The organism is Anabaenopsis tanganyikae CS-531 (genome assembly GCF_029891675.1).
GTDB classification, from domain to species: Bacteria; Cyanobacteriota; Cyanobacteriia; order Cyanobacteriales; family Nostocaceae; genus Anabaenopsis; species Anabaenopsis arnoldii.
Genome location: NZ_JANQDF010000175.1, coordinates 1 through 21,832, shown reverse-complemented (window position 1 = coordinate 21,832; position 21,832 = coordinate 1). Strand labels below are relative to the sequence as shown.

Here is a 21,832-nt window from a genome sequence, read left to right as displayed (position 1 = left end):
AAGGGGAGAAACAATTCCATTACTCCCCTCATCCCCAATACCTAGCTTCTAGACATCGTGGGTAGCTTTACCACTGAACTTAAGTTTAGCGGGACTGGGATTTTCCCCAATGCTGCGTGGTACATGACGCACCTTTTCGCGCCCGGCGTTAACTTTTTCTGGGAACACACCATCAGCTGGGTGAATGAAGGTGGTTTCCCCATTTGGTAAAATCCGGTAAATTTTGTAGTCTGTGATTTTGAATTTCCGGAGTTGACCGCCCAAGGCAATGCCATGTTCTTTACGAGCTATATATAGCAGGTTTTCGCCTTTGCGCATAGTAGCAGCGCCACCGGTAGGCATTTCAAAAACTTGCTCTTTAGGGCTAGTCCAAGTGATAGCGTACTTTTCTTCCTCTACTGCTTTTTGGAGTAAGCCACCAGTGCTACCACCAAATAGGGGGGTTTGTCCAGAAAGTTTTTCTGCCATAAAAAATATCTCTCTCAACGGTTTTTAGGGAATCGTAACACCGCTGACCCGATCATATTGCGATCGCGTCATAGACTGTAACAGTTTTTAGTCTTATAAATTACTCTTGGCTTTCCTGCGCTGTTGTTCTTGACTGATGTGGGCAATGGGAACAGTGAAATGAAACTGACTACCCTGGTCTTTACCATTGGATTTTGCCCAAATTTCCCCGCCCCAGCCATTGACAATTTGGCGGCTAATTGCTAGTCCCAAACCAGTACCCCCCGCAGTACGTCGCATAGCACCTTCTTCTTGATAAAACCGGTCAAAAACGATTTCTAGACGATTGGGTTCAATACCCCGCCCAGTGTCAGCCACTGTCACCTCAACTAGATCATTGCTTTTCTGAGTGGCTGTAATCGTAATCGTTCCTGGAGATAGAGTAAATTTACAAGCGTTATCGATTAGTTTAGCTATCACCTCCACCAGCCAATCACCGTCAGCTCTGACTAAGGGCAGATTTGGGTCTATTTGAGTTTGGATTTTGGGCGGCGGTTCTGTGGCGGAACGGCTGCGTAGTCGGCTGAGAGCTAAATCTACACATTCCTGTAAGGTCAGGGCTTCTGGATGCCATTCTACCCGCCCGCTTTCTAGGTTGGAAAGGGTGAGGAAATCTTGCACTAGTTTTCGCATTCTTTCTGAGTCCGACAGCGCAGTATTGAGCATCACTTGCTGCAACTCTAAAGGCATATCCGGCTCACTAGCCAGACTTTCTAAGCATACCTGAATTGTGGATAGGGGCGTGCGCAGTTCGTGTCCGGTAATCGCTATTAAGTTGCTGCGGGTGCGGTCTAGGGCTTCTAGCTGCTGGTTTAGCTCTTCAAGATTGGCGTAGGCTTCGGCTTGGATTAATGCTGCTCCCATTTGGGTGGCGACGGCTTTTACTAAGTCTTGCTCTCCCGATTGCCACTGGTGTGGTGGTAAGCCACAATAGTGTAATTCTACAATCCCTAACAACCTCCCCTGAAATAATACTGGTTCCATTAACCAAGAACGAATGGCGAATTTTTCGGCAATTTCACGCAGTTTATGCGAATTAATCACCCTACTATCGCTCAGGGTATTATGTACACACACTCCCTCGCCCTTTTCTACTACTTCTTGAAATAAAGGATTCTCCCTTAACTCCCAAATTTCCCCAACTACAGGTAAAATTCCCGGAATTAAAAACTCATGTTTAATATCCGCCTGTGCATCTGTAGCTTGTGCACGATAAATTAAGCACCTACTAGCCACTAATTGTTCCCCTAGTTCCTGTGCCGCTACTTGTAGCACTTCGTGGGGATCGAGCGATCGCCTAATCGCTGTACTAATGGAGTTGACTAAACGTTCTTTTCGTGATTGGGCAGTAATGGAACGATAGGCTTTGTGTAATTTGTACTGACTAGCTTGTAGATAAGTCACCAACCGCTGGACAAAGGGGTCAGTATCTATGTCACAAGCATATTCAGCTGTTTGTAAGAGGGAATAATTTTTCTGTGACCCAATCCCAAACCTCTGGCGGGCTTGTTGAATTTTTTCTTCCAGGTCTGGTCTATAAACTATAATCCTGTCTAATAGCAATTCCGCTGCTTTCAGGCTCACCCCCCGTTCTGATGTCCAGATTCCCTCAAACCGGCGCGCCGTATCCATATCTAGATTAGAGCTAAATTCCGGTGTTTGCTGGTTTTTGGCAATGGAACCCAGGCTCTCCCTGCACACTAAACAAGTAGCATAGTTATCAGCAATTACCACCAAGTGCCATTCTTGACTTAAGGCATCTTCGGCTTCAAATACTACCTGCTCATAAGATTGGGAACTATTGGTAAATTCCGTTTCCCGTGCGGATAAAACATATATTTGATTACTACCCATAGCTAAACGCTGATAGCGATGAGCTTCTTGGCGATAGTATCGCTCACGTTGGAAGCTAGCAATTACCAATGGCTGCTCTAAATTCCCCGCTAACACCTGATCTTCCATCGCGTGAGAAAGCGCTGTTAATGAAGCCTTGAAATATAGCTGGGGTCGCAGGTGGGGTATTGACTGTAGCAGCTCACTCAGCACAGATGACGAAATGCTCATGAATATCGTTAAGGAAAAGCCCAATCACAAAAAAAGATTCACTTCATAGCTGCATTGTACAAATTACAACGGATTCTCAAATGCTGCTCACCGTTAGAATCTGTAAAGAATCTTGAAGTCGAAAATTATCGGGTATTACGCCCAATATACATTCAACACACAGATCTGCTATCGGCTGGAGCCGCTGTTTATTGAGCTAAAATTCCCCATCAAAACAAATTTTTAGCTAAAAAACTCTCCACTATTGTAGATGATTTTGGGCTGAAGTCCCCAACACATCCCTCGCCAGTGGTAACTTGACTATCTTAGCTAAGTATATCCTGCTATTAGGTCACCATGGGGTTTGACGCGGTACTAAATGGCTGAAAATTCCCGCTTTTCCTCCTTGACTTTATATATGAAAAATATACTCTGGTAAAGATTTCTGTTTTGTCTGGCCTTGAATTGACCCTAGCTCAAGGAACTTTGCCTCATGACACCGGATATACTCACCACCGCGGCACAAATTTCTCTGGATGGCAAAACTTTTGCTCCCGCAGAACAATTACCTCTACCGGAATGGCCTTGTGTTGTCAGTGAAAGACCACAACCTACTCTCACGGTTAAAGATGATGATCTATTTCTGGTGACGGATACCATCGGTAACATTTCTGGCTGTTCCCTCACCGATGGTAACCCTAATGTAGGACTATTTTGCTCTGATACCCGGTTTCTCAGTCGTCTGGAGTTGCAAATTCAAGGGCGATCGCCTATCCTCCTAGGTAGTAGTGCCGAAAAAGGGTTTTCTGTCTCTGTACTATGCACTAACCCCAATATTGACCAACACCTGAAAGCTGAAACCGTAGGTATTCGCCGGGAACTTGTGTTAAATGGGGCGTTATTTGAGGAAATTGAAATATCTAATTACAGTACCACAAATGTCAGCTTTGAATTAAGTATCAGCTTTGATGCAGATTTTGTGGATTTATTTGAAGTTCGGGGCGCCCAAAGAGAAAAACGCGGTAAGATATTACACTTAATACAATCAACATCCCCAGACGCAGCACCTCTTACCAGTCATGGCCTTTCCTCTGTACATCCACCAAAAGAAAAATCTTTGACTTTAGCCTATCAAGGTGTGGATGGCTTATTAATGGAATCCCGCATCCAATTCCAGTATCGTCAGCCGGATGATTTCCAGGGTTATACTGCTATCTGGCGGTTAGATTTAGCCTCCCATGAAACCCAAAAGTTAGGTTACCGGGTGAATATGTTCACCGATAATCAGCCCAGTTCTACAGTCAGTGCTGCTTTGACTTTAGTCCAAGCTAAGGCCGCTGAGTTGATGGAAGAGCAACAATGGATACAGGAAATTACCAAAATTAGATCGGATAAAACCATCTTTAATCGTATCATTGAGCGGGCAGAACAAGATATGTATCTCTTACGCCAATCTTTTGGTAACTATAAGACTGTTTCCGCCGGTGTCCCCTGGTTCTCCGCTTTGTTTGGGCGAGATTCCTTGATTACAGCTTCCCAAACCTTGATGTTAAACCCCCAAATTGCTCGGGAAACTTTGATGATACTCGCATCATATCAAGGTAAAACTCAGGATGACTGGCGGGAAGAAGAACCAGGCAAAATTTTACATGAGTTGAGGTTTGGGGAAATGGCTCGCTGTCAAGAAATCCCCCATACACCCTATTACGGTACGGTTGATGCTACCCCTCTGTGGTTGATGTTGTATGCTGAATACTATACCTGGACTCATGATCAAGAAACACTTGACAAACTTTGGCCCCATGCTCTTTTAGCTATGGATTGGATTGATCACCATCTCCAGGAAACTGGCTATTTGACCTACTACCGTAAATCTCCACGGGGTCTAACTAACCAAGGTTGGAAAGATTCTGGCGACTGTATCGTAGACCATAAGGGTGAACTCGCTCCCGGACCAATTGCTTTAAGTGAGGTCCAGGCTTATGTTTATGCAGCTAAAATTAATCTCGCAGAAATTGCTCAGATCATGAAGCGACCAGACTTAGCAGAACGCTGGTTGGATGAGGCTAGACACCTAAAAGCCCGTTTTAATCAAGATTTTTGGCTCAAAGATCAGGATTTCTGCGCTCTGGCTCTGGATGGTGAGGGAAACCAGGTTCAAAGTATCACATCTAACCCCGGACACTGCTTGAAATTGGGTATTTTTACTCAGGATAAAGCCCACAGTGTGGCGGAACGATTGCGCGCTCCAGATATGTTTAATGGTTGGGGTATTCGCACTCTCAGCAGTTTGTCCCCCGCTTATAATCCTATGGGTTATCATATCGGCTCGGTTTGGCCTCATGATAATTCTCTCATTGCCATGGGATTGCGATCGCTCGGTTTAATTGACCAAGCTTTAGAAGTTTTCCAAGGTTTGTTTGATATGACTAACCACCAAGCATATCAACGCCCCCCAGAACTATTCTGCGGTTACCAACGTAATGGTGACCATGCTCCTGTACAGTATCCTGTCGCTTGTACACCACAAGCATGGGCGACTGGTTCTATTTTTCAACTGCTGCAAATGGTAGTTAATCTAGTCCCTGATGCTCAAAATAACTGCTTGCGCATTATTCACCCCACTTTACCAGAATCTATTAATTCTCTGTCATTCCATAACTTGCGCGTTGGTTCTACCATCCTTGATTTAGAATTTGAGCGATCTGGTACTACTACCGCTTGTCGCGTTGTCAAAAAACGCGGTAATCTCCGGGTGGTTATTGAAGCCTAACTAGGAAATATCTCACAAATTTTGAGGGGTTGAGCCATGCTCAACCCCCATTACTACCCCCAGAAAATTAACTTTCTTCTTGACGATCAATTTTTTGCCCAGGAGAAGATTCATAAATCGCATCTAACTGTTGACGCGCATCCTCAACGTTGACTGAACGCATGACTAACAAGGGTTCTTTAATTAGGTTACCGGCGTTATCTAACAGTTCTGGATGGGGAACAAATTGTTTTCTCGAAGATAGGTATCCTGGATTATCCATTGGGGAATATTTAGCTGCATCAACTCGCTCTCGATCAAAACTAAACATAATTAAGTTGCGGATTAAGTTCGCAACGGCTATGACAGCTAGAATTGTAAAAGCCAGAATGTAAAGTAAGTGTAACATTGGGTTTTCCTCCAAGAGCAGCAAATTTTAAAACTTTATTCGGTAGTGCTTTACTTCGCCTGTATTCTCTATCCGAGCGAATACAAATATGTCACGCAGGTTTGGTGCGCTTATACTTTTATGAAAAAAATTGTTAATCTCTATTTAACCTAGAGTAGCATGGGATACATTTTTTGTTAATGAAAATAATATTAAGGATTTTGTATCTTCTATGCGACTTGTATAGTTATACTGTCTTGCCAGGTTCAGATTTTTGGTGTCTGACGCCACCGCATTGATACATTCCAGCATTCCCCGAGCAGTTGATGCCAAGGCATTAAGGTTTTCATCTCAATACCGACTTGCCCTTCTGTGGCTGTAAATAGCATCCTGGCTACGTTTAGTTCATCTTGCGCTTGCTTGACTCGCAAGAGTAAATTAGATTGCTCTTCGTGACTCATAAATGTCAATTGCTCGGTTTCTAGCAATTCGTGCGATCGCGCGAACCAATAGTTAAAGTCCTCAAGTAAAGGCTCTAATATCGTTTTCAGCAGATCCGCCTGTGGTAAATTCGAGTCTCCCATAGATAAAAAGTATATTTCTAACTTCTCTCATAATATTAACATTTTTTACAAAAATTAACATTTCCTGAAATGATATTCTCAGATAGATCATGGAAAAAATCTGTAATCATCAGTTCTGTGAACTATAATTACAATGGCCGCCAGCCCCTTGGTGCTGCAGACTCCTAAACCTCATCAACTGTAGTTGCTGAGAACAGGTAATTAAAGTCTTTATATTTGAAGCAGCACTTTCTAGTGCTGTATGCTTCTGGAATACTGATTAATTATCTAAAATTATATTTTTACAATCACGTCGCTCATGGTTCAGCAGCCGATGTCGCTAAAATCATCTCTCACTCCGTCAGAACAACCTGAAAAAATTTATTTACCCCGGACCAGTGAATCAGAAAAATTAAAGAAGATTCGCCACACCGCTTCCCATGTCATGGCCATGGCGGTACAAAAGCTGTTTCCTAAAGCACAAGTGACAATTGGACCGTGGATTGAAAACGGTTTTTACTACGACTTCGATAGTCCAGAACCATTTAGCGAAAATGATTTAAAAGCCATCAAAAAAGAGATGGTGAAAATTATTAACCGCAAATTACCTGTAATTCGCGAACAAGTCAGTCGCGAACAAGCTAAAGAACGAATAGAGCAAATCCAAGAACCTTACAAACTAGAAATCCTGGCAGATATAAAAGAAGAACCCATTACAATTTATCATCTGGGTGATGAATGGTGGGATTTGTGCGCTGGTCCTCATGTGGAAAATACTAGCGAATTAAACCCCAAAGCTATAGAATTAGAAAGTGTGGCCGGGGCTTATTGGCGTGGAGATGAAACCAAGGCACAGTTACAACGCATCTATGCTACTGCGTGGGAAACCCCCGAACAATTAGCTGAGTATAAGCGGCGCAAGGAAGAAGCACTCCGGCGAGACCATCGTAAACTAGGTAAGGAACTGGGATTATTTATATTTTCCGAACAGGTAGGGCCGGGTTTACCTTTGTGGACACCTAAAGGTACTTTGTTACGCGGTACATTAGAAGATTTCCTCAAGCAAGAACAGCTCAAACGGGGTTATTTACCTGTGGTTACACCCCATATTGCTAGGGTTGATTTATTTAAGACTTCGGGACATTGGCAAAAGTATAAGGAAGATATGTTTCCCCTGATGTCTGATGATGAGTCAGCAGCAGCACTAGAACAAGGCTTCGTCCTCAAGCCTATGAATTGTCCCTTTCATATCCAAATATACAAGAGTGAATTACGTTCATACCGGGAATTACCGATAAGGTTAGCAGAGTTTGGCACGGTTTACCGCTATGAACAATCAGGAGAATTGGGCGGTTTAACAAGGGTGCGCGGTTTTACTGTGGATGATTCACACCTGTTTGTCACTCCTGAACAGTTAGATAGTGAATTCCTCAATGTGGTGGATTTGATTCTGTCAGTGTTCAAGAGTCTGCAACTGAAGAATTTTAAGGCTAGACTCAGTTTTCGTGACCCAGCTAGTGATAAGTATATCGGCTCTAATGAAGTTTGGGAGCAAGCCGAAGGGGCAATTCGCCGCGCTGTGGAAAAGTTGGGTATGGAATACTTTGAGGGAATCGGCGAAGCAGCGTTTTATGGTCCTAAGTTAGATTTTATCTTTAGTGATGCCTTGGAACGAGAATGGCAATTAGGCACTGTTCAGGTAGATTACAATTTACCAGAACGCTTTGATTTAGAATATGTGGCTGAAGATGGTTCCCGTAAACGTCCTGTGATGATTCACCGTGCGCCTTTTGGTTCCCTGGAACGCTTGATTGGGATTTTAATTGAAGAGTACGCTGGGGATTTCCCCTTGTGGTTAGCTCCTGTACAAGCTCGATTGTTACCAGTGGGTGAGGCACAACTTGATTTTAGCAAAGAAGTGGCGGCGAAAATGCTGGGGGCGGGTATTCGGGTTGAAGTCGATACCAGTGGCGATCGCTTGGGTAAGTTAATCCGCAATGCTGAGAAAGCCAAAATACCAGTAATGGCTGTAGTGGGAGCTAAAGAAGTTGAATCTCATAGCTTGAGTATCCGTACCCGCGCTTCTGGGGAGTTGGGGGCTATACCTGTGGATGAGGTGGTGGATAAAATGAAGAATGCGATCGCTAAGTTCGAGAACTTCTAACCATCATCGACTAGGCTCTGCCTAGTCTAACCACCTGTGTAAATCAGCTATGCTGCTAAAATCAAGCAATGCTTCCCCCAGATTTTCTAATTCTTCTAAAGATAGAGTTTCAACAATCTGGCGCACATCTTCGGGTAATTCCCCCACCTTGCGAGTTAATAGTCGCAGGACTAGGGTTCTTTCCCTTTGTATTCCTTCTTCTCGACCTTCTTCTCGACCTTCTTCTTTAATTTCTCGGTAAACTTGCGTTTCTTTGAGTGTGATTCCTAGCATGGTTTCAACCTCCCTTCGGCTTAATTTTTCAAACCTGTACACCATAATTGTAGTGACTAATTCAATTATGGTGCGACTGGCGGTTTCTGACTGCTCATAAGTGGAACGTTCTAGTAAATACTTAGCTTCAGATGGTGCTTGTTCTGGCTCTATAGTTGTTAGTACCATCAATGCTACCCATAGGGGTAATTGGCGAATATTGCCCAATTCCTCTAAATATACTCGATGCACTTGGTGACTATTGAGCAACCCACGATGGGGATAAATATTTCTTTGTTCAATACTGCGTGAAGGGTAAATTATCACCGCTTGCCAATCCCTAAATCTTTCCCGGTTACGGTAGAAATATAATAAGGATTCTGCAAATACTCTCTCATAGAGTTTTTCGTCTTTTTGAAATTGTACCTCACAGAAATACACCACACCCGGATTTTCATTTTCTGGTGGTAAAAATACCCCGTCAATTTCAAATTTAGGTTCTTTGACAGCTACTGAATCAAAGCGATATTTTTATGCATTGACTGGCGGATTTGTCAATAGTTCAAATAGTAAACTTGGGGATTGTTGAAATAGTTGGTAAAATATGGAATCTCGGCGCATAAAAGATATTCCTACATGAGCGCCATCATCAAAGACTGCTTAAGGGCGATCGCTCAGTTTTTCACATCTTAACCCCTCAGGTCTGCTAACCAGGACTGTAAATGATCCAGATTTTCTCAAAGTGATCACTAACTGCGATAATTTTAGTTCCCTGGTGAATCTTTGGTAATATATTAAGTCTTGTAAAGCATACTTTTGCCCAATTAGCAAGACTCTTGAACAAATCAACCCTTTACATGAGATGCTAGTGGATTGATTGGGTGAGTATTTGCAAATGTCTGTTATTTCTACTATCACTGTTAAGGTTCCCGCTACAACTGCCAATTTAGGCCCCGGTTTTGACTGTATCGGTGCAGCTTTAACGCTGTACAACAAGTTCAAATTCACTCACCTCGATGAGGGTGGATTAATTATTGATGTCACAGGTGCAGAAGCTGAAAGGGTGCAAACCGATGAAAGTAATCTGCTCTATCAGGCTTTTCTCAAGTTATATCAATATATAGGACAAACACCGCCACCAGTAAAAATGGCAATTGAGCTAGGTGTACCTTTGGCTAGGGGTTTGGGTAGTTCAGCGACAGCCATTGTCGGGGGTTTAGTGGGTGCTAATCAGTTGGCGGGTGCGCCTTTGAGTCAGTTAGAAGTAATGAAATTAGCGATCGCCATGGAGGGACATCCTGATAATGTCGTCCCGGCTCTGTTGGGGGGATGTCGTCTGGCTGCTACCAGTGCCGATGGTTGGGAAGTTTGCGATATTCCTTGGCATAGTGATATTATACCAGTGGTGGCGATTCCTGATTTTGAGCTTTCTACTAGTGAAGCCCGCCAAGTTCTACCGACTGAATTTAGCCGTGCAGATGCAATTTTTAATACTGCCCATCTAGGGTTATTATTGCGGGGACTGGAAACCGGTCAGGGAGAATGGTTAAGAGCAGCTTTACAAGATAGATTACATCAGCCTTATCGTCAAGCTTTGATTCCCGGTTACGATGCTGTTAAGGGGGCGGCTTTGGCTGCTGGTGCTTATGGGATGGTGATTAGTGGTGCTGGGCCGACATTGTTGGCTTTGGTAGATAGGTTACATTCCCAGTCTGTAGAAGCGGCAATGTTATCAGCTTGGCAGTCGGTAGGAATTATAGCAGTTGTGCGATCGCTTTCTCTAGATACTCAAGGCGCAAGCTACCAAGGATAAACTCCAATGATTGACCAAATTCATACAGAAATCACCACTCTGAATTCACAAATTCAAGCGCTCCAGCAAGAACGGGCTACCTTGACTATTAATAATGTATTATCTAGCAAGAGTGATTCACCCTCAGCTATGGTGGAAGCTTGTCGCCGCCAAGCACGAGAAAATCCCCAATTATCTGTGGAACTCAAGGGTATAGATGATGCGATCTCCGCCCTGGAATTACAGCTAGAATACAAACAAGCTGAGTTACAACGTTGCCGAAATAAATCTCAACAACTTACCCCACAGCAGGAGTTAGAAGCAGCTAGAAAGGTAGCTCAGGTTCATGCTGAACGCATTAATCAGCTAGCTGGGGAATTAGCCACAGAAATCCGTCAGCTGAAATCTTGCACTGATTACTTAAGTCCTTTGTATTGGCAGGTGTACTACAAGCCTTTTATTACTGGTTTTAAGACTATCTCAGTTCCCTATGTGCGATCAGATGGGGAAGTCTGGACAATTGTCAATCGGATTGTGTAAAGTCGCTTGTTTCCATTTAACCAAAATAATCCATATTCTAACTTAAAAAGGTGGCTTCAGCCGCCTTTTTTATTAAATGTTGTGTTGACGTTACAAAAATTTACAACTAGAATTGTTTTGGCAAATATTCAGTAAGTATTTATTCCTATAACTTGCTGAAAGTGCCAGTATTAGGGATCAATAACATTTACAAAAGTACAAATTCCTTAATATAATTAAATCAAAAGCAAAAAGGTAAATTGATTGTCGGAAGTGATGAATGCTATTGAATTTCCGTGGCTGTCAGCCATAATTTTATTGCCCTTGGTGGCTGCCTTAGCCATACCCTTAATCCCAGATAAAGAAGGCAAAACAGTACGCTGGTATGGTTTGGGAGTTGCCCTAGCCGACTTTGCCCTAATGATTTATGCCTTTTGGTACAGCTACGACTTTCAAAACCCCACACTACAACTGGTAGAAAAATATTCTTGGATACCACAGTTAGGTTTAAATTGGTCAGTGGGGGTTGATGGTCTATCCATGCCCCTGGTGTTGTTAACAGGCTTAATTAACACTCTGGCAATCTTCGCGGCCTGGAAAGTCACAAACAAGCCGCGCTTGTTTTATGCTTTGATGTTAGTAATGTACAGCGCCCAACTAGGGGTATTTGTCGCCCAAGACTTGCTGTTATTCTTCCTCATGTGGGAAATAGAGTTAGTACCTGTGTACCTGCTAATTGCCATCTGGGGAGGTCCCAAGCGTCGTTATGCAGCCACCAAGTTTATTATTTACACAGCCGCCGCATCAATATTTATCTTAGTCGCTGGTTTTGCCATGGCATTCTCAGGTGATACCGTCACCTTCGACATCGCCACACTGGGAATGAAGCAATATCCGAAAGCTCTAGAACTGTTAACCTATGCAGGTTTCCTCATTGCCTTTGGTGTCAAGATGCCAATTTTCCCCCTACATACTTGGCTACCTGATGCCCACGGTGAAGCCTCTGCACCTGGTTCTATGATTTTAGCTGGTGTGTTATTAAAAATGGGCGGTTATGCACTCATCCGCTTCAATGTGGAAATGTTACCTAATGCCCATGTTTATTTTGCCCCAGTTTTAGCAATATTAGGTGTAGTAAATATTGTGTACGGTGCTTGCTGTGCCTTTGCCCAAACAAATCTCAAACGCCGCTTGGCTTACTCTTCCATTGCCCACATGGGATTTGTATTAATTGGGATAGCCTCTTACACAGAAATTGGTATTAGCGGTGCTGTGCTGCAAATGGTTTCTCACGGTTTGATAGCCGCTAGCTTGTTCTTCTTATCCGGTGTCACTTACGAACGTACCCACACCTTAATGATGGACAAAATGGGCGGTATAGCTAAGGTTATGCCTAGAACCTTCGCAGTGTTTACCATTGGGGCTATGGCTTCTCTGGCTTTACCCGGTATGAGTGGCTTTGTGGGTGAATTGATGGTGTTCCTGGGTATTACTTCCAGCGACGTTTACAGTTCCAGCTTCAAAATTGTAGTTATCCTGTTATCAGCCGTTGGCGTAATTTTAACTCCAATTTATTTACTATCCATGCTGCGCCAAGTTTTTTACGGCCAGCAAAGTGAAGAATTACATCTAGATGCTGTTATCCCTGATATCAAACCCCGGGAACTATTTATTACCGCCTGTTTGATAGTTCCCATCATCTGTATTGGTCTATATCCTAAATTGGCTACCCAGACTTATGATGTCAAAACAGTGGAAGTAGCAGCCCATGCGCGTCAAGTTCTGCGGGTTTTCGCTCGTCAGCAACCGGTAAGTCTGTACTCACGTCTCTTCACTGCCCCAACCCTAGCTTCATCTGAAGTTGATACTTTAGTTAATATCTCAGAGTAAATATCGTACCCACCAAGGGTGTTGCCAGTAAATTTTAAATATGAGGGGAAATAGGGTGGTTAGAAGACCACCCTTAAATTTACTTTTTTTATAAAGTAACAACTAGTTACCTATTGAGCACAAATATCTCTTTCAATCAAAGATAAAAATGATAGTGGCTGGCTCATATTAGCAGCAAAGCCCAGAATTCCTCGGTCTCGATGTTCGTAAACTAACTGGCCTTTTGTGTCAAACAGAAAAGTTCCACCGCGCTGAGTTAAATAGGCACAATCAGGTACATAAGTGTGCCAATTTTTCAGGACTTCAGTCATATTACGTAGGCGTAGGGTAGCTAATTCAAAAGGACGTTGAAAACCACTCCCCCCTGCTAATTGGAAAAACGAGCCTTGAAAAGCAGGTAGAGGAGTAGCTTGAATAATTTCATCATCCTTTATCAGTTGAGGGGCTTGGCGATCTCCCTTGTATCCGCGAAAAACTTCCGCCAGGGTTCCCGGACTTCCAATCCCAGCACACATCAATAGCAGATTTAGCCAAGCTTTTTGAGACTGAGAAAGTCCGGGTAGAGACACATTCAGACCAGAATAAAGATTGAGTTGACAATGTAATTCTGCATTCGGTTCAACAAATAAATTTTCAGGCGGAAATCCTGTATATTCACAGAATTTTTTTCCGGAGCCTAAGTTACCAATTCCCACAGCACGAATAGCGAGTTTTTTATCTGCCAACTGTTCAGCTGCTCGCTGTAACCACCACGCATATTCCAGACTATCAAAATCCCCAAGTTGCGGCCAGACTAAAATAAGGATATGTGAGGCCGTCTCGCAATTTTCTAAAAGCGATCGCATCATGCCATCACTAACACGCTGACGTTTGGTCTGATTAAAAATAGCGTAGGGATTCATCAGAAGGTATTAACTGCTGTTTGGCTCAATTTTACCCCAATTTATCAATATTTGTGTTGATTTTAGAGGGTAAATTATCCCCATTCTAAACGGTGCTTTACATCTGCTACGTTGATGACTGCTGCAACTAACTTGTAGCAAAACCTTTTTTCTTGACCAGAAGATATGAAAGGTTCTCCTAGGCTGATAGTAAGTCTGAATTGATCCGGATCAAAGTTATCCAATTGTAATTCTTGTATAACTTCTTGAGAAGAATATGTTCCCTCTTCAAAATAATCAAGTTTATCTGTCCATATAGGATCAGTAATCGGTAAATCATACAAAGTTCCAGATAAACAGAAACGACATCTGAATTTCTTTTCATAGAACTTTTTTTTAACTTGCCACTCAATTTTTTCTGGTTTTATCAGTGCTAGTGAAGACTGAGCAGGTGATTTTTCTAGATTTTCATAAGAAATTTGTTTATCTGAACTACCTAACAGTTGTGGAGAACAAGAATGTCTTTGAATTTCTGGTTTTAGCAACCTTTGAGCTTGACTTAAAGTTAAACTTCCTAATACTTGCCATGATTTACTAGAATCTATCAACCAATTTTCAGGTTGATGGCATTCAGGAGCGGGTTTAATACATGGAATTCTGATAATGTCAAAAAGTTCAGGTTCTCTGTCATCCCTGAAAGTGTAATGTTCTGGATATAAGGTACCATCTTCTTCGTTAGACACTGGACGTAGCCACCCTGAACCATCCGTTTTCAAACCAGCAATACAAATTCCACCATGTTTAGTAGATTTGGCCAGGCAGATAATTTCAAAAACAAGCATTCTGAACCTCTGATTAGCACCCTTTTCAAGATTACGTTTAAAGGTGATGAATTTTGATTTCTGTGTCTAGCTTACTTTGCAAGTACTCAGCAACTAACCTGCGATGGCAATTATGAGGTTTTGCTTCACTACACAATAGACAAGCTTCATCTATAAGGTCTAAATTAACCTTGTTCTCAATCTGTCTCTGTGTCAGCAGTTCATTGAACCTTTTTTCATATGTTGTCCAGTTAATTTCGTTTTTTTTATATTCCTCCAGAATATCTTTAGTTGGAGCTAAATCAAGAATATGAATATATTCAATTTGTGCTATTTTCCCCAGAAAGTACTCCAAGTCATTCTTTTTTGTAAAGCCAGCCAATTGGGAAACATTATTCAGTCGAGTATCAATAACTCGTTTCACCCCAGCTTTGATAAGTGTTTCAAAGAATTGTTCCGCTTTTTTCTGGGTAAAACCAATAGTAAATAGATTAACTTGCTTGCTCATGAGAATCTTCTGTATCCGTATATTTCTGTTCTACATAGGCTATTTTTTCACCTTGTAACTGATATGCTTTTTGCAGCAATTCCTGACGTGAAAGATGTTTTTCTACAGTATCTATGGGTCTGAGAGCAAAAAGAGAAAGCTGTTTGACATGATTCTGATCATCCAGCAAAAATTTATATAAATTGTGCTGCTTTAACAGTCTATCTTCTAAACAGTCATGTGATTCTAAATCACCATTTTTATGAATATGGTTGATTTCTAAATTAGTCTTTTTCAAATGTGGACAAACCAAAATAGCTCTATGGCAAACAATAGGGTCTTTTTCAGCACACATTAAAGTAATTTGATATTGTTTAGCACCTTGGATGAGACGATTTAACCCAGTTGCAAAACCTTTTGTTGCACTAATTAAATCATAACGAGCCATACCATCTACATAGCAGATCCGATCATCAGGACGAGCGCCTAAATTGTCGCCCAGGTTAACATAGGCAATATCTACAGCTGCGAGGGATTTTTTCAAAGCAGCTTGATTGAAATGTGGAAATCTGCGGCTATAAGGGCTAGAGCGGACATCTGCTACAGCAGTAATTCCATGTTGCTGCAAAAGTGCAATAAAATTTTCAATTGAATGATTGGAGTGTCCAACCGTGAACATTTTCATAAATTCTGATCCTGTTAGAGGATGTTTGTCAAGTCATGATTAGTGTATCAACTATTGTTTGACCCCACCCTAACCCTCCCCTTGTAAGGGCTATCCATTACCCGGATCTTTCTTAACATTCGTGAGAGCGATCGCTCGCAAACCCCCAAACCTTAATCCTCCGTTGATGATTATCAATAAAATAAGGTTTTTATCAATAAGAATAAGGTACATTTTGTCAAGAGTAGGGAAATTTTCAAGCGTTGAAACCGTTGCCACATAAATGTTTCAAGATTGTTAAGAAAAATGTGGGTAATGAATAGTTGTAAGGGGAGGGGACTGGATTTGATTGTTTTTTGTGTGTTCCCTGTTCCCCATTCCCTGTTCCCTGTTCGGTGTGTTCCCTGTTCCCTAAGATAAAAATTACCTGTTGAAAACTTATCAAACATCCTCTTAGAGTCATGGACAAATTTCCCAGTATAATACCAGAATAAAAAAGCGGGCTAACCGCTAATGATGTGGTTAACCCGTTCAGCTTTGGGAACGCGCTGAGAAATATTTATTGCAATACCAACTTGACATTGGCGTTTTGCAGACCGCGCTGTTTGACTTCAGACAAGGTTTTGTTAACAGCGTACTTTTGGTTGATGGAGTTGATTAACTCGGTTTGGTTGTGCTTCTTAGCAACGCCCCACAGATCGGCGATGAGGTCAAAGGAACCATCGCTATTGCGGGACCAACCTAGATCATATTCACCTTCCAAAACAGCCACGATGTCCGAACGAACGCGCTGACCATTGTAACCACGAACATCAGCTTCAGTCTTTACGGTGATACCTAAGTCGCGTAAAGAAGACTTGAGGATTTCAGCATCGGTGATTTTGGTACGCAGAGTGCTAAAATGAGACATTTGGGTTTCCTCCAGTGAGAAGAGTGAGAAAAAAGACAACGGTTTTTTTTCGGTAAGCCGCGCTGATGGAAATGCGGCTTTTTCTCTTTGCTGCTAGCTTTTGGGCTAGCCTTTGCCCCCGGGGTGAGCAGGGGAAAGCTTTTAAAACTCCAGGCGCTGATATTCAGCAACGGAGGCTGCGGCGGGTCGTGCGCGCTGTCTAGCCCAATCTCTCAGGGCTGTTACTTGTTCTTGCATCGTCCGAGACAACGGCAGAGTCGCTTTTAGTGCAGCAATAATATCTAATTGTGTGAACTCGCGGTCTTGGGCAAAGGCTTCATACATTGCCGCCACAAGTGCTTGTTCAATTTCTGCCCCCGAGAAGCCGTCAGACATCTTGGCTAATTGCTCAAGATCGAATCGCGAAATTTCTTCACGACGCTTGGTGAGGTGGATTTTGTAAATATCCTGGCGTTCTTCGGTTGTGGGCAGATCCACAAAGAAAATTTCGTCAAAACGTCCTTTCCGTAAAAATTCTCCTGGTAAGCGTTCCACTCGGTTAGCAGTGGCCATGACGAAGACTGGAGATTTTTTATCTTGCATCCATGTTAGGAAAGAACCAAAGATTCTACTTGATGTACCCCCATCTGAATCAGATGAACCTGAGCTACCGGCAAAGGATTTATCTAACTCGTCTATGAACAGAATCGCTGGAGAGATAGATTCTGCTGTTTTTAGGGCATTACGTAAATTTGCTTCACTTCTTCCCACCATTGAGCCGTCATATACCCGCCCCATATCTAGGCGTAGTAATGGTAAACCCCATAGTCGGGAGGTAGTTTTGGCAATTAGCGACTTACCGCAACCAGGAACACCAAGAATTAACATCCCTTTGGGCTGAGGTAAACCATACTCTCTCGCCCTTTCTGTAAAGGCATTCGATCGCTGTTTGAGCCACCTTTTTAGTTCTTCTAAGCCCCCTACAGCATCAATGGTTGCATCTTCTTCGATGTATTCTAAAATACCATTGCGCCGAATTAGTTGCTTTTTCTCTGATAGAACTATATCTACTTCCTCTTCCGTTAGGCGACCTGTAGTTACTTGTGCCTTACGGTATACTTTCTCAGATTCGTCTTTAGTTAAACCTAAAGCGGCTCTGAGAAGCTTTTCTCGCGCCTCGGTTGTCAGTCGTCGCCCCCGATTTTGCTCTAAATGGTAAGTTAAGACTTTGTTTAACTCCGCCATGTCTGGCAATTGGAAGTCAATCACCACAACTTCTTTCTCTAGTTCAATGGGAACTTGCTGCATGGGTGACATCAAAATGATGTTCTTCTGCATTCCCTTGAAGCTGGCGATCGCATCTCTTAACGACCTTGTTGTGGCCGGCGCATCAATAAACGGATGTAAATCTTTAAGAATAAATATACCAGGTTCTTTCTGTCGGATTATCCACTCAATTGCAGCCTCTGGGGAAACAGTGTTGTGTTGAGTGACGTTCCGGGGTTGCCCACATTCCACGATGCCGTGAGTTACTGTCCAGACGTATACGCGGCGTTGGGGCTTTAATATTTGGGCGATTGTGGAAATTGCCTGTTCCGCCCGCTCTTCCTCGGAGGTCACAAGGTAGATTAGAGGATATTGAGCTTGAATTAGAATACTGAGCTCTTCTTTCATACAATCGACCTGCTTGAGACCTTATACAGTAAAGACATCGTTTTTTGGTTGTGGCAACAGCAGAATTATGAATTGTTCATTCATCATTCTTACCTAGCAAGGAACCAATTCTTCCTCACCCTTGGGATGAGTTTCATCTTTTTCCATTTCATCAATAGATAGATGCTCCCTCATTATTCCTGGTTGATTACCCATGGCAATCAGTTCTCCATCACGTAAGACCAATGAACTGTCACAATCTGGGCAGGAATAAATTCGGTGTGTTCGTCCATACACAGAAGCTTCAATTTCCTCCACTAATTCTGAGTTAGCTAGGTAGAAGACTAGGGCGCGTTCGGCAAGTTCAGACATCGGTTCGGAATCAATAGCTGAACGAATCTTCAGTTTTTTGTGAACTTCTGGCGACAAATACAAAGTAACCTTTTGCTTAGCTTGCATATAACTCTTTGACGGCCTTACCCGGGTATGTATATCACCTTATCGGTTGGTTTGTCAGTTGTCAAGACGTTAAAGCGTTTTAACGGTATTTTTGTTACGTTTATTTACAATAGATGAGTCAAGAATAATCATTTGTTCGACAACATTGCCTGGCCGTGAAAGATTCGGTCGCGGGAGAAAACTATAGGGGAAGTGGGGTGGGAATCCCCGGATGTCAAAGACTTCAAGGGTGAATTTTCAATTGTTTAATGCTCTTCTTCCCCGTCATCCGGATGAGTTTCCCACCCTGAACCAGCGATTTTTACAAGAATGATCGTGAATAAGGTACAGAAACCTGATAGATTTAGCTATCAGCGAGTAAAAACTGGTGAAGATGAAAGTCCTGGTTATTGGTGGTGATGGATATTGCGGTTGGGCAACTGCACTTTACCTTTCCAACCGAGGTTATGAAGTTGGAATTTTAGATAGTTTGGTGCGGCGGCACTGGGATAATGAATTGGGTCTGGAAACTCTAACTCCCATCGCACCAATTCAGCAACGCCTCCAGCGCTGGCAAGATTTGACAGGTAAATCTATCGACCTATTCATTGGCGATATTACTAACTACGAATTTCTCAAGAAAGTTCTACACCAATTTGAGCCCCAGGCTCTAGTGCATTTTGGTGAACAACGATCAGCGCCCTTTTCCATGATTGACCGAGAACACGCAGTTCTCACCCAGGTCAATAACGTAGTCGGCACATTAAACCTGCTCTACGCCATGCGAGAAGATTTCCCAGATTGCCACATGGTAAAACTGGGAACAATGGGCGAATATGGTACACCCAATATCGACATCGAAGAGGGGTACATCACAATTGAACACAACGGGCGCAAAGATACCCTACCGTATCCTAAGCAACCCGGCTCCATGTACCACCTGAGCAAAGTTCATGATAGTCATAATATCAACTTTGCTTGCCGTATCTGGGGATTAAGAGCTACAGACCTAAATCAAGGGATAGTTTATGGCGTTCTCACCGAAGAAACGGGAATGGACGAAATGTTAATTAATCGTCTTGATTATGATGGAGTGTTTGGAACAGCACTAAATCGTTTCTGTATCCAAGCTGCCATTGCCCACCCCCTCACCGTCTACGGTAAAGGTGGACAAACTCGTGGCTTCTTAGATATTCGGGATACAGTACGATGTATTGAACTAGCGATCGCTAACCCTGCAGCGCCAGGGGAATTCCGGGTATTTAACCAATTTACTGAACTATTCAGCATTGGTGACCTGGCATTAATGGTGAAAAAAGCTGGCAATGCCATAGGACTGAATGTAGAAATCAATCACCTGGATAACCCCAGAGTGGAAAAAGAAGAACACTACTTCAACGCTAAAAATACCAAACTGCTAGACCTAGGTTTACAGCCGCACTATCTGTCTGACTCCTTACTAGATTCTCTGTTAAACTTTGCCGTCAAGTATCAAAAACGAGTTGATCACCAGCAAATTCTGCCCAAGGTCTCTTGGCACAGAAATTAATTCTCAGCCTGTAGCGAAACATCCTTTTTGACTGAGCATCAACTATATAGTTTGTAGGGTGGGCATCTTGCCCACTTCTACCTAGCAGGGCGGACTGACCATAAAGCCTGCATATGCACGATTTGTATCTATACCCACCAGACCGAGTGTCCGGGTAATTGATTGCCATCCAAAAGCATCTGGGATTATCTGCTTATTTAGTTTTTATGAGAATCGCCCTATTTACTGAAACCTTTCTCCCGAAAATTGACGGCATAGTCACGCGCCTGCGCCATACTGTAGACCATCTCCAGCGCCGTGGTGACCAAGTACTAGTGTTTGCCCCTGATGGCGGCATCACCGAACACAAAGGAGCTCAAGTTTACGGCGTGAGTGGTTTTCCGCTGCCATTGTATCCAGAGCTAAAAATGGCCTTACCCCGTCCCGCCATTGGTTCTGCTTTAGAAGAATTTCAGCCAGATATTATTCATGTGGTTAATCCAGCTGTCTTAGGACTGGCGGGAATTTTTTATAGCAAGATCCTCAAAATACCATTAGTAGCCTCCTACCATACCCATTTACCTCAATACCTCCAGCATTACGGATTGGGAATGCTAGAAGGGCTGCTGTGGGAATTGCTCAAAGGTGCTCATAATCAAGCCGCTTTGAATCTTTGTACCTCTACGGCGATGATGACAGAACTCACAGGACATGGTATCGAACGGGTCAAGATCTGGCAAAGAGGTGTAGATACAGAATTATTTCATCCTAATTTAGCTACTGGGGTCATGCGATCGCGTCTGTCTGAAAATCACCCAGACAGTCCCTTGCTACTCTATGTCGGTCGTCTTTCCGCCGAAAAGGAAATTGAGCGCATCAAGCCCATATTAGCAGCAATTCCCGATGCTCGATTGGCATTGGTAGGTGATGGTCCCCACCGTCAAGAATTAGAAAAACATTTTGCCGACACTCCCACCCATTTTGTGGGATATCTCATGGGGCCAGAATTAGGTTCTGCCTTTGCTAGCGCTGATGCCTTTATTTTTCCCTCTCGCACAGAAACACTAGGTCTGGTGCTACTAGAAGCAATGGCCGCTGGTTGTCCGGTAGTAGCAGCCCGTTCTGGGGGAATTCCTGATATTGTTACAGATGGCCTCAATGGCTATCTTTTTGACCCCACAGCAGATGTTGAAGATGCCATTAATGCCACTGTCCGCCTCCTACAACACAAGCAAGAACGAGATGTCATCCGTCACAACGCCCGTAGAGAGGCAGAAAAATGGGGCTGGTCAGCTGCCACAGGTCAGCTACAAGATTACTATCAAAAGGTGCTTTTCTCGGAAAAAATGACAAAAGTAGCCTAAATAGACATTTGTATAACCCCCTCCATGAAAACTGCTTTGAGACTCCCCGCACCCTTGGTGACGGGGATTGTTATTTCATCTGTCCTCCTTAGAGACTTAGAGGATGTTTGTCAAGTCATGATTAGTGTATCGAATATTATTTGACCCCTCCCTCTCCTTACAAGGGTAGGTTTTTAATATGATCTGTGAAGGCAAGACCACCGAAGACAAGGAAGGAAAGTGGACAAGGAAGATTTT

The 21,832-nt window shown here is 43.0% G+C and carries 18 protein-coding genes and 1 pseudogene; 7 read left to right on the top strand and 12 right to left on the bottom strand.

Annotated elements, in window-relative coordinates:
• Positions 1-48: 48 nt before the first annotated feature.
• Together NWP22_RS17110 and NWP22_RS17105 are read right to left on the bottom strand one after the other, a co-directional pair.
• Positions 49-468 (bottom strand): photosystem I reaction center subunit II PsaD, encoded by a 420-nt coding sequence (locus NWP22_RS17110; protein WP_271733846.1) that lies wholly within the window; start codon positions 466-468, stop codon positions 49-51.
• Positions 469-561: 93 nt separating this feature from the next.
• The gene (locus NWP22_RS17105; protein WP_271733845.1) at positions 562-2,571 is read right to left on the bottom strand and encodes a DICT sensory domain-containing protein; all 2,010 of its coding nucleotides are present in this window, start codon (positions 2,569-2,571) and stop codon (positions 562-564) included.
• Between the two features lie 472 nt (positions 2,572-3,043).
• Here NWP22_RS17105 and NWP22_RS17100 point away from each other — a divergent pair, with 472 nt between their 5' ends.
• Entirely contained in the window at positions 3,044-5,323 is a 2,280-nt protein-coding gene (locus NWP22_RS17100; protein WP_271733844.1) for an amylo-alpha-1,6-glucosidase, read from the top strand.
• 67 nt (positions 5,324-5,390) lie between these two features.
• Here the strand turns inward: NWP22_RS17100 and NWP22_RS17095 are convergent, their stop codons facing one another.
• On the bottom strand, positions 5,391-5,711 hold the full coding sequence (locus tag NWP22_RS17095; RefSeq protein ID WP_271733843.1) for a DUF2973 domain-containing protein: 321 nt from the start codon (positions 5,709-5,711) through the stop codon (positions 5,391-5,393).
• A gap of 245 nt (positions 5,712-5,956) precedes the next feature.
• The gene (locus NWP22_RS17090) at positions 5,957-6,274 is read right to left on the bottom strand and encodes a DUF2605 domain-containing protein (RefSeq protein WP_271733842.1); all 318 of its coding nucleotides are present in this window, start codon (positions 6,272-6,274) and stop codon (positions 5,957-5,959) included.
• Positions 6,275-6,572: 298 nt separating this feature from the next.
• On the opposite strand from NWP22_RS17090, the gene thrS reads away from it, so the two are divergent.
• A complete protein-coding gene (thrS, locus tag NWP22_RS17085) occupies positions 6,573-8,417 on the top strand; it encodes a threonine--tRNA ligase (RefSeq protein ID WP_271733840.1) in 1,845 nt (614 codons plus the stop codon).
• A gap of 21 nt (positions 8,418-8,438) precedes the next feature.
• Here thrS and NWP22_RS17080 read toward each other — a convergent pair.
• A pseudogene (locus NWP22_RS17080) lies at positions 8,439-9,290 on the bottom strand (Rpn family recombination-promoting nuclease/putative transposase).
• 274 nt (positions 9,291-9,564) lie between these two features.
• On the opposite strand from NWP22_RS17080, the gene thrB reads away from it, so the two are divergent.
• From thrB to NWP22_RS17065, 3 genes are all read left to right on the top strand, one after another.
• Positions 9,565-10,482 (top strand): homoserine kinase, encoded by a 918-nt coding sequence (gene thrB / locus NWP22_RS17075; protein WP_271733839.1) that lies wholly within the window; start codon positions 9,565-9,567, stop codon positions 10,480-10,482.
• A 6-nt stretch (positions 10,483-10,488) separates the two neighbouring features.
• Positions 10,489-11,001: a hypothetical protein gene (locus tag NWP22_RS17070; RefSeq protein ID WP_280802145.1), complete on the top strand. Its 513-nt coding sequence runs from the start codon at positions 10,489-10,491 to the stop codon at positions 10,999-11,001.
• A gap of 255 nt (positions 11,002-11,256) precedes the next feature.
• A complete protein-coding gene (locus NWP22_RS17065; protein WP_280802144.1) occupies positions 11,257-12,870 on the top strand; it encodes an NAD(P)H-quinone oxidoreductase subunit 4 in 1,614 nt (537 codons plus the stop codon).
• A 110-nt stretch (positions 12,871-12,980) separates the two neighbouring features.
• On the opposite strand, the gene NWP22_RS17060 is transcribed toward NWP22_RS17065, so the two are convergent.
• From NWP22_RS17060 to NWP22_RS17030, 7 genes are all read right to left on the bottom strand, one after another.
• On the bottom strand, positions 12,981-13,772 hold the full coding sequence (locus tag NWP22_RS17060) for a peroxiredoxin-like family protein (RefSeq protein ID WP_271733836.1): 792 nt from the start codon (positions 13,770-13,772) through the stop codon (positions 12,981-12,983).
• 74 nt (positions 13,773-13,846) lie between these two features.
• Complete coding sequence (locus NWP22_RS17055) at positions 13,847-14,593, bottom strand: dual OB domain-containing protein (RefSeq protein ID WP_271733835.1); 747 nt, start codon at positions 14,591-14,593, stop codon at positions 13,847-13,849.
• A gap of 37 nt (positions 14,594-14,630) precedes the next feature.
• Positions 14,631-15,080, bottom strand: a complete 450-nt coding sequence (locus NWP22_RS17050) for a DUF488 domain-containing protein (protein WP_271733834.1) — start codon at positions 15,078-15,080, stop codon at positions 14,631-14,633.
• Positions 15,064-15,744 carry a DUF488 domain-containing protein gene (locus NWP22_RS17045; protein WP_271733833.1) on the bottom strand — a complete coding sequence of 227 codons (681 nt, stop codon included), beginning with the start codon at positions 15,742-15,744 and terminating at the stop codon, positions 15,064-15,066. Before NWP22_RS17045 ends, NWP22_RS17050 begins: the two co-directional genes overlap by 17 nt.
• Positions 15,745-16,282: 538 nt before the next feature.
• The gene (locus tag NWP22_RS17040; RefSeq protein WP_200989473.1) at positions 16,283-16,633 is read right to left on the bottom strand and encodes a DUF1257 domain-containing protein; all 351 of its coding nucleotides are present in this window, start codon (positions 16,631-16,633) and stop codon (positions 16,283-16,285) included.
• Between the two features lie 141 nt (positions 16,634-16,774).
• Entirely contained in the window at positions 16,775-18,286 is a 1,512-nt protein-coding gene (ycf46, locus tag NWP22_RS17035; RefSeq protein ID WP_271733831.1) for a stress-responsive protein Ycf46, read from the bottom strand.
• A 93-nt stretch (positions 18,287-18,379) separates the two neighbouring features.
• The gene (locus NWP22_RS17030; RefSeq protein ID WP_271733830.1) at positions 18,380-18,724 is read right to left on the bottom strand and encodes a slr0373 family blue light stress response protein; all 345 of its coding nucleotides are present in this window, start codon (positions 18,722-18,724) and stop codon (positions 18,380-18,382) included.
• A gap of 373 nt (positions 18,725-19,097) precedes the next feature.
• Here NWP22_RS17030 and NWP22_RS17025 point away from each other — a divergent pair, with 373 nt between their 5' ends.
• Together NWP22_RS17025 and NWP22_RS17020 are read left to right on the top strand one after the other, a co-directional pair.
• Positions 19,098-20,252 carry an NAD-dependent epimerase/dehydratase family protein gene (locus tag NWP22_RS17025; protein ID WP_271733829.1) on the top strand — a complete coding sequence of 385 codons (1,155 nt, stop codon included), beginning with the start codon at positions 19,098-19,100 and terminating at the stop codon, positions 20,250-20,252.
• 206 nt (positions 20,253-20,458) lie between these two features.
• Positions 20,459-21,595: a glycosyltransferase family 4 protein gene (locus tag NWP22_RS17020; RefSeq protein ID WP_271733849.1), complete on the top strand. Its 1,137-nt coding sequence runs from the start codon at positions 20,459-20,461 to the stop codon at positions 21,593-21,595.
• The last annotated feature ends 237 nt before the right edge of the window (positions 21,596-21,832 follow it).

Coding starts and splice junctions, on each gene's coding strand:
- NWP22_RS17025 (WP_271733829.1), top strand. CDS start 19,098: ATGAAAGTCCTGGTTATTGGTGGTGATGGATATTGCGGTTGGGCAACT.
- NWP22_RS17100 (WP_271733844.1), top strand. CDS start 3,044: ATGACACCGGATATACTCACCACCGCGGCACAAATTTCTCTGGATGGC.
- NWP22_RS17020 (WP_271733849.1), top strand. CDS start 20,459: ATGAGAATCGCCCTATTTACTGAAACCTTTCTCCCGAAAATTGACGGC.
- NWP22_RS17060 (WP_271733836.1), bottom strand. CDS start 13,772: ATGAATCCCTACGCTATTTTTAATCAGACCAAACGTCAGCGTGTTAGT.
- NWP22_RS17040 (WP_200989473.1), bottom strand. CDS start 16,633: ATGTCTCATTTTAGCACTCTGCGTACCAAAATCACCGATGCTGAAATC.
- NWP22_RS17045 (WP_271733833.1), bottom strand. CDS start 15,744: ATGAAAATGTTCACGGTTGGACACTCCAATCATTCAATTGAAAATTTT.
- NWP22_RS17030 (WP_271733830.1), bottom strand. CDS start 18,724: ATGCAAGCTAAGCAAAAGGTTACTTTGTATTTGTCGCCAGAAGTTCAC.
- NWP22_RS17070 (WP_280802145.1), top strand. CDS start 10,489: ATGATTGACCAAATTCATACAGAAATCACCACTCTGAATTCACAAATT.
- thrB (WP_271733839.1), top strand. CDS start 9,565: ATGTCTGTTATTTCTACTATCACTGTTAAGGTTCCCGCTACAACTGCC.
- NWP22_RS17050 (WP_271733834.1), bottom strand. CDS start 15,080: ATGAGCAAGCAAGTTAATCTATTTACTATTGGTTTTACCCAGAAAAAA.
- thrS (WP_271733840.1), top strand. CDS start 6,573: ATGGTTCAGCAGCCGATGTCGCTAAAATCATCTCTCACTCCGTCAGAA.
- NWP22_RS17090 (WP_271733842.1), bottom strand. CDS start 6,274: ATGGGAGACTCGAATTTACCACAGGCGGATCTGCTGAAAACGATATTA.
- NWP22_RS17065 (WP_280802144.1), top strand. CDS start 11,257: ATGAATGCTATTGAATTTCCGTGGCTGTCAGCCATAATTTTATTGCCC.
- NWP22_RS17105 (WP_271733845.1), bottom strand. CDS start 2,571: ATGAGCATTTCGTCATCTGTGCTGAGTGAGCTGCTACAGTCAATACCC.
- ycf46 (WP_271733831.1), bottom strand. CDS start 18,286: ATGAAAGAAGAGCTCAGTATTCTAATTCAAGCTCAATATCCTCTAATC.
- NWP22_RS17095 (WP_271733843.1), bottom strand. CDS start 5,711: ATGTTACACTTACTTTACATTCTGGCTTTTACAATTCTAGCTGTCATA.
- NWP22_RS17110 (WP_271733846.1), bottom strand. CDS start 468: ATGGCAGAAAAACTTTCTGGACAAACCCCCCTATTTGGTGGTAGCACT.
- NWP22_RS17055 (WP_271733835.1), bottom strand. CDS start 14,593: ATGCTTGTTTTTGAAATTATCTGCCTGGCCAAATCTACTAAACATGGT.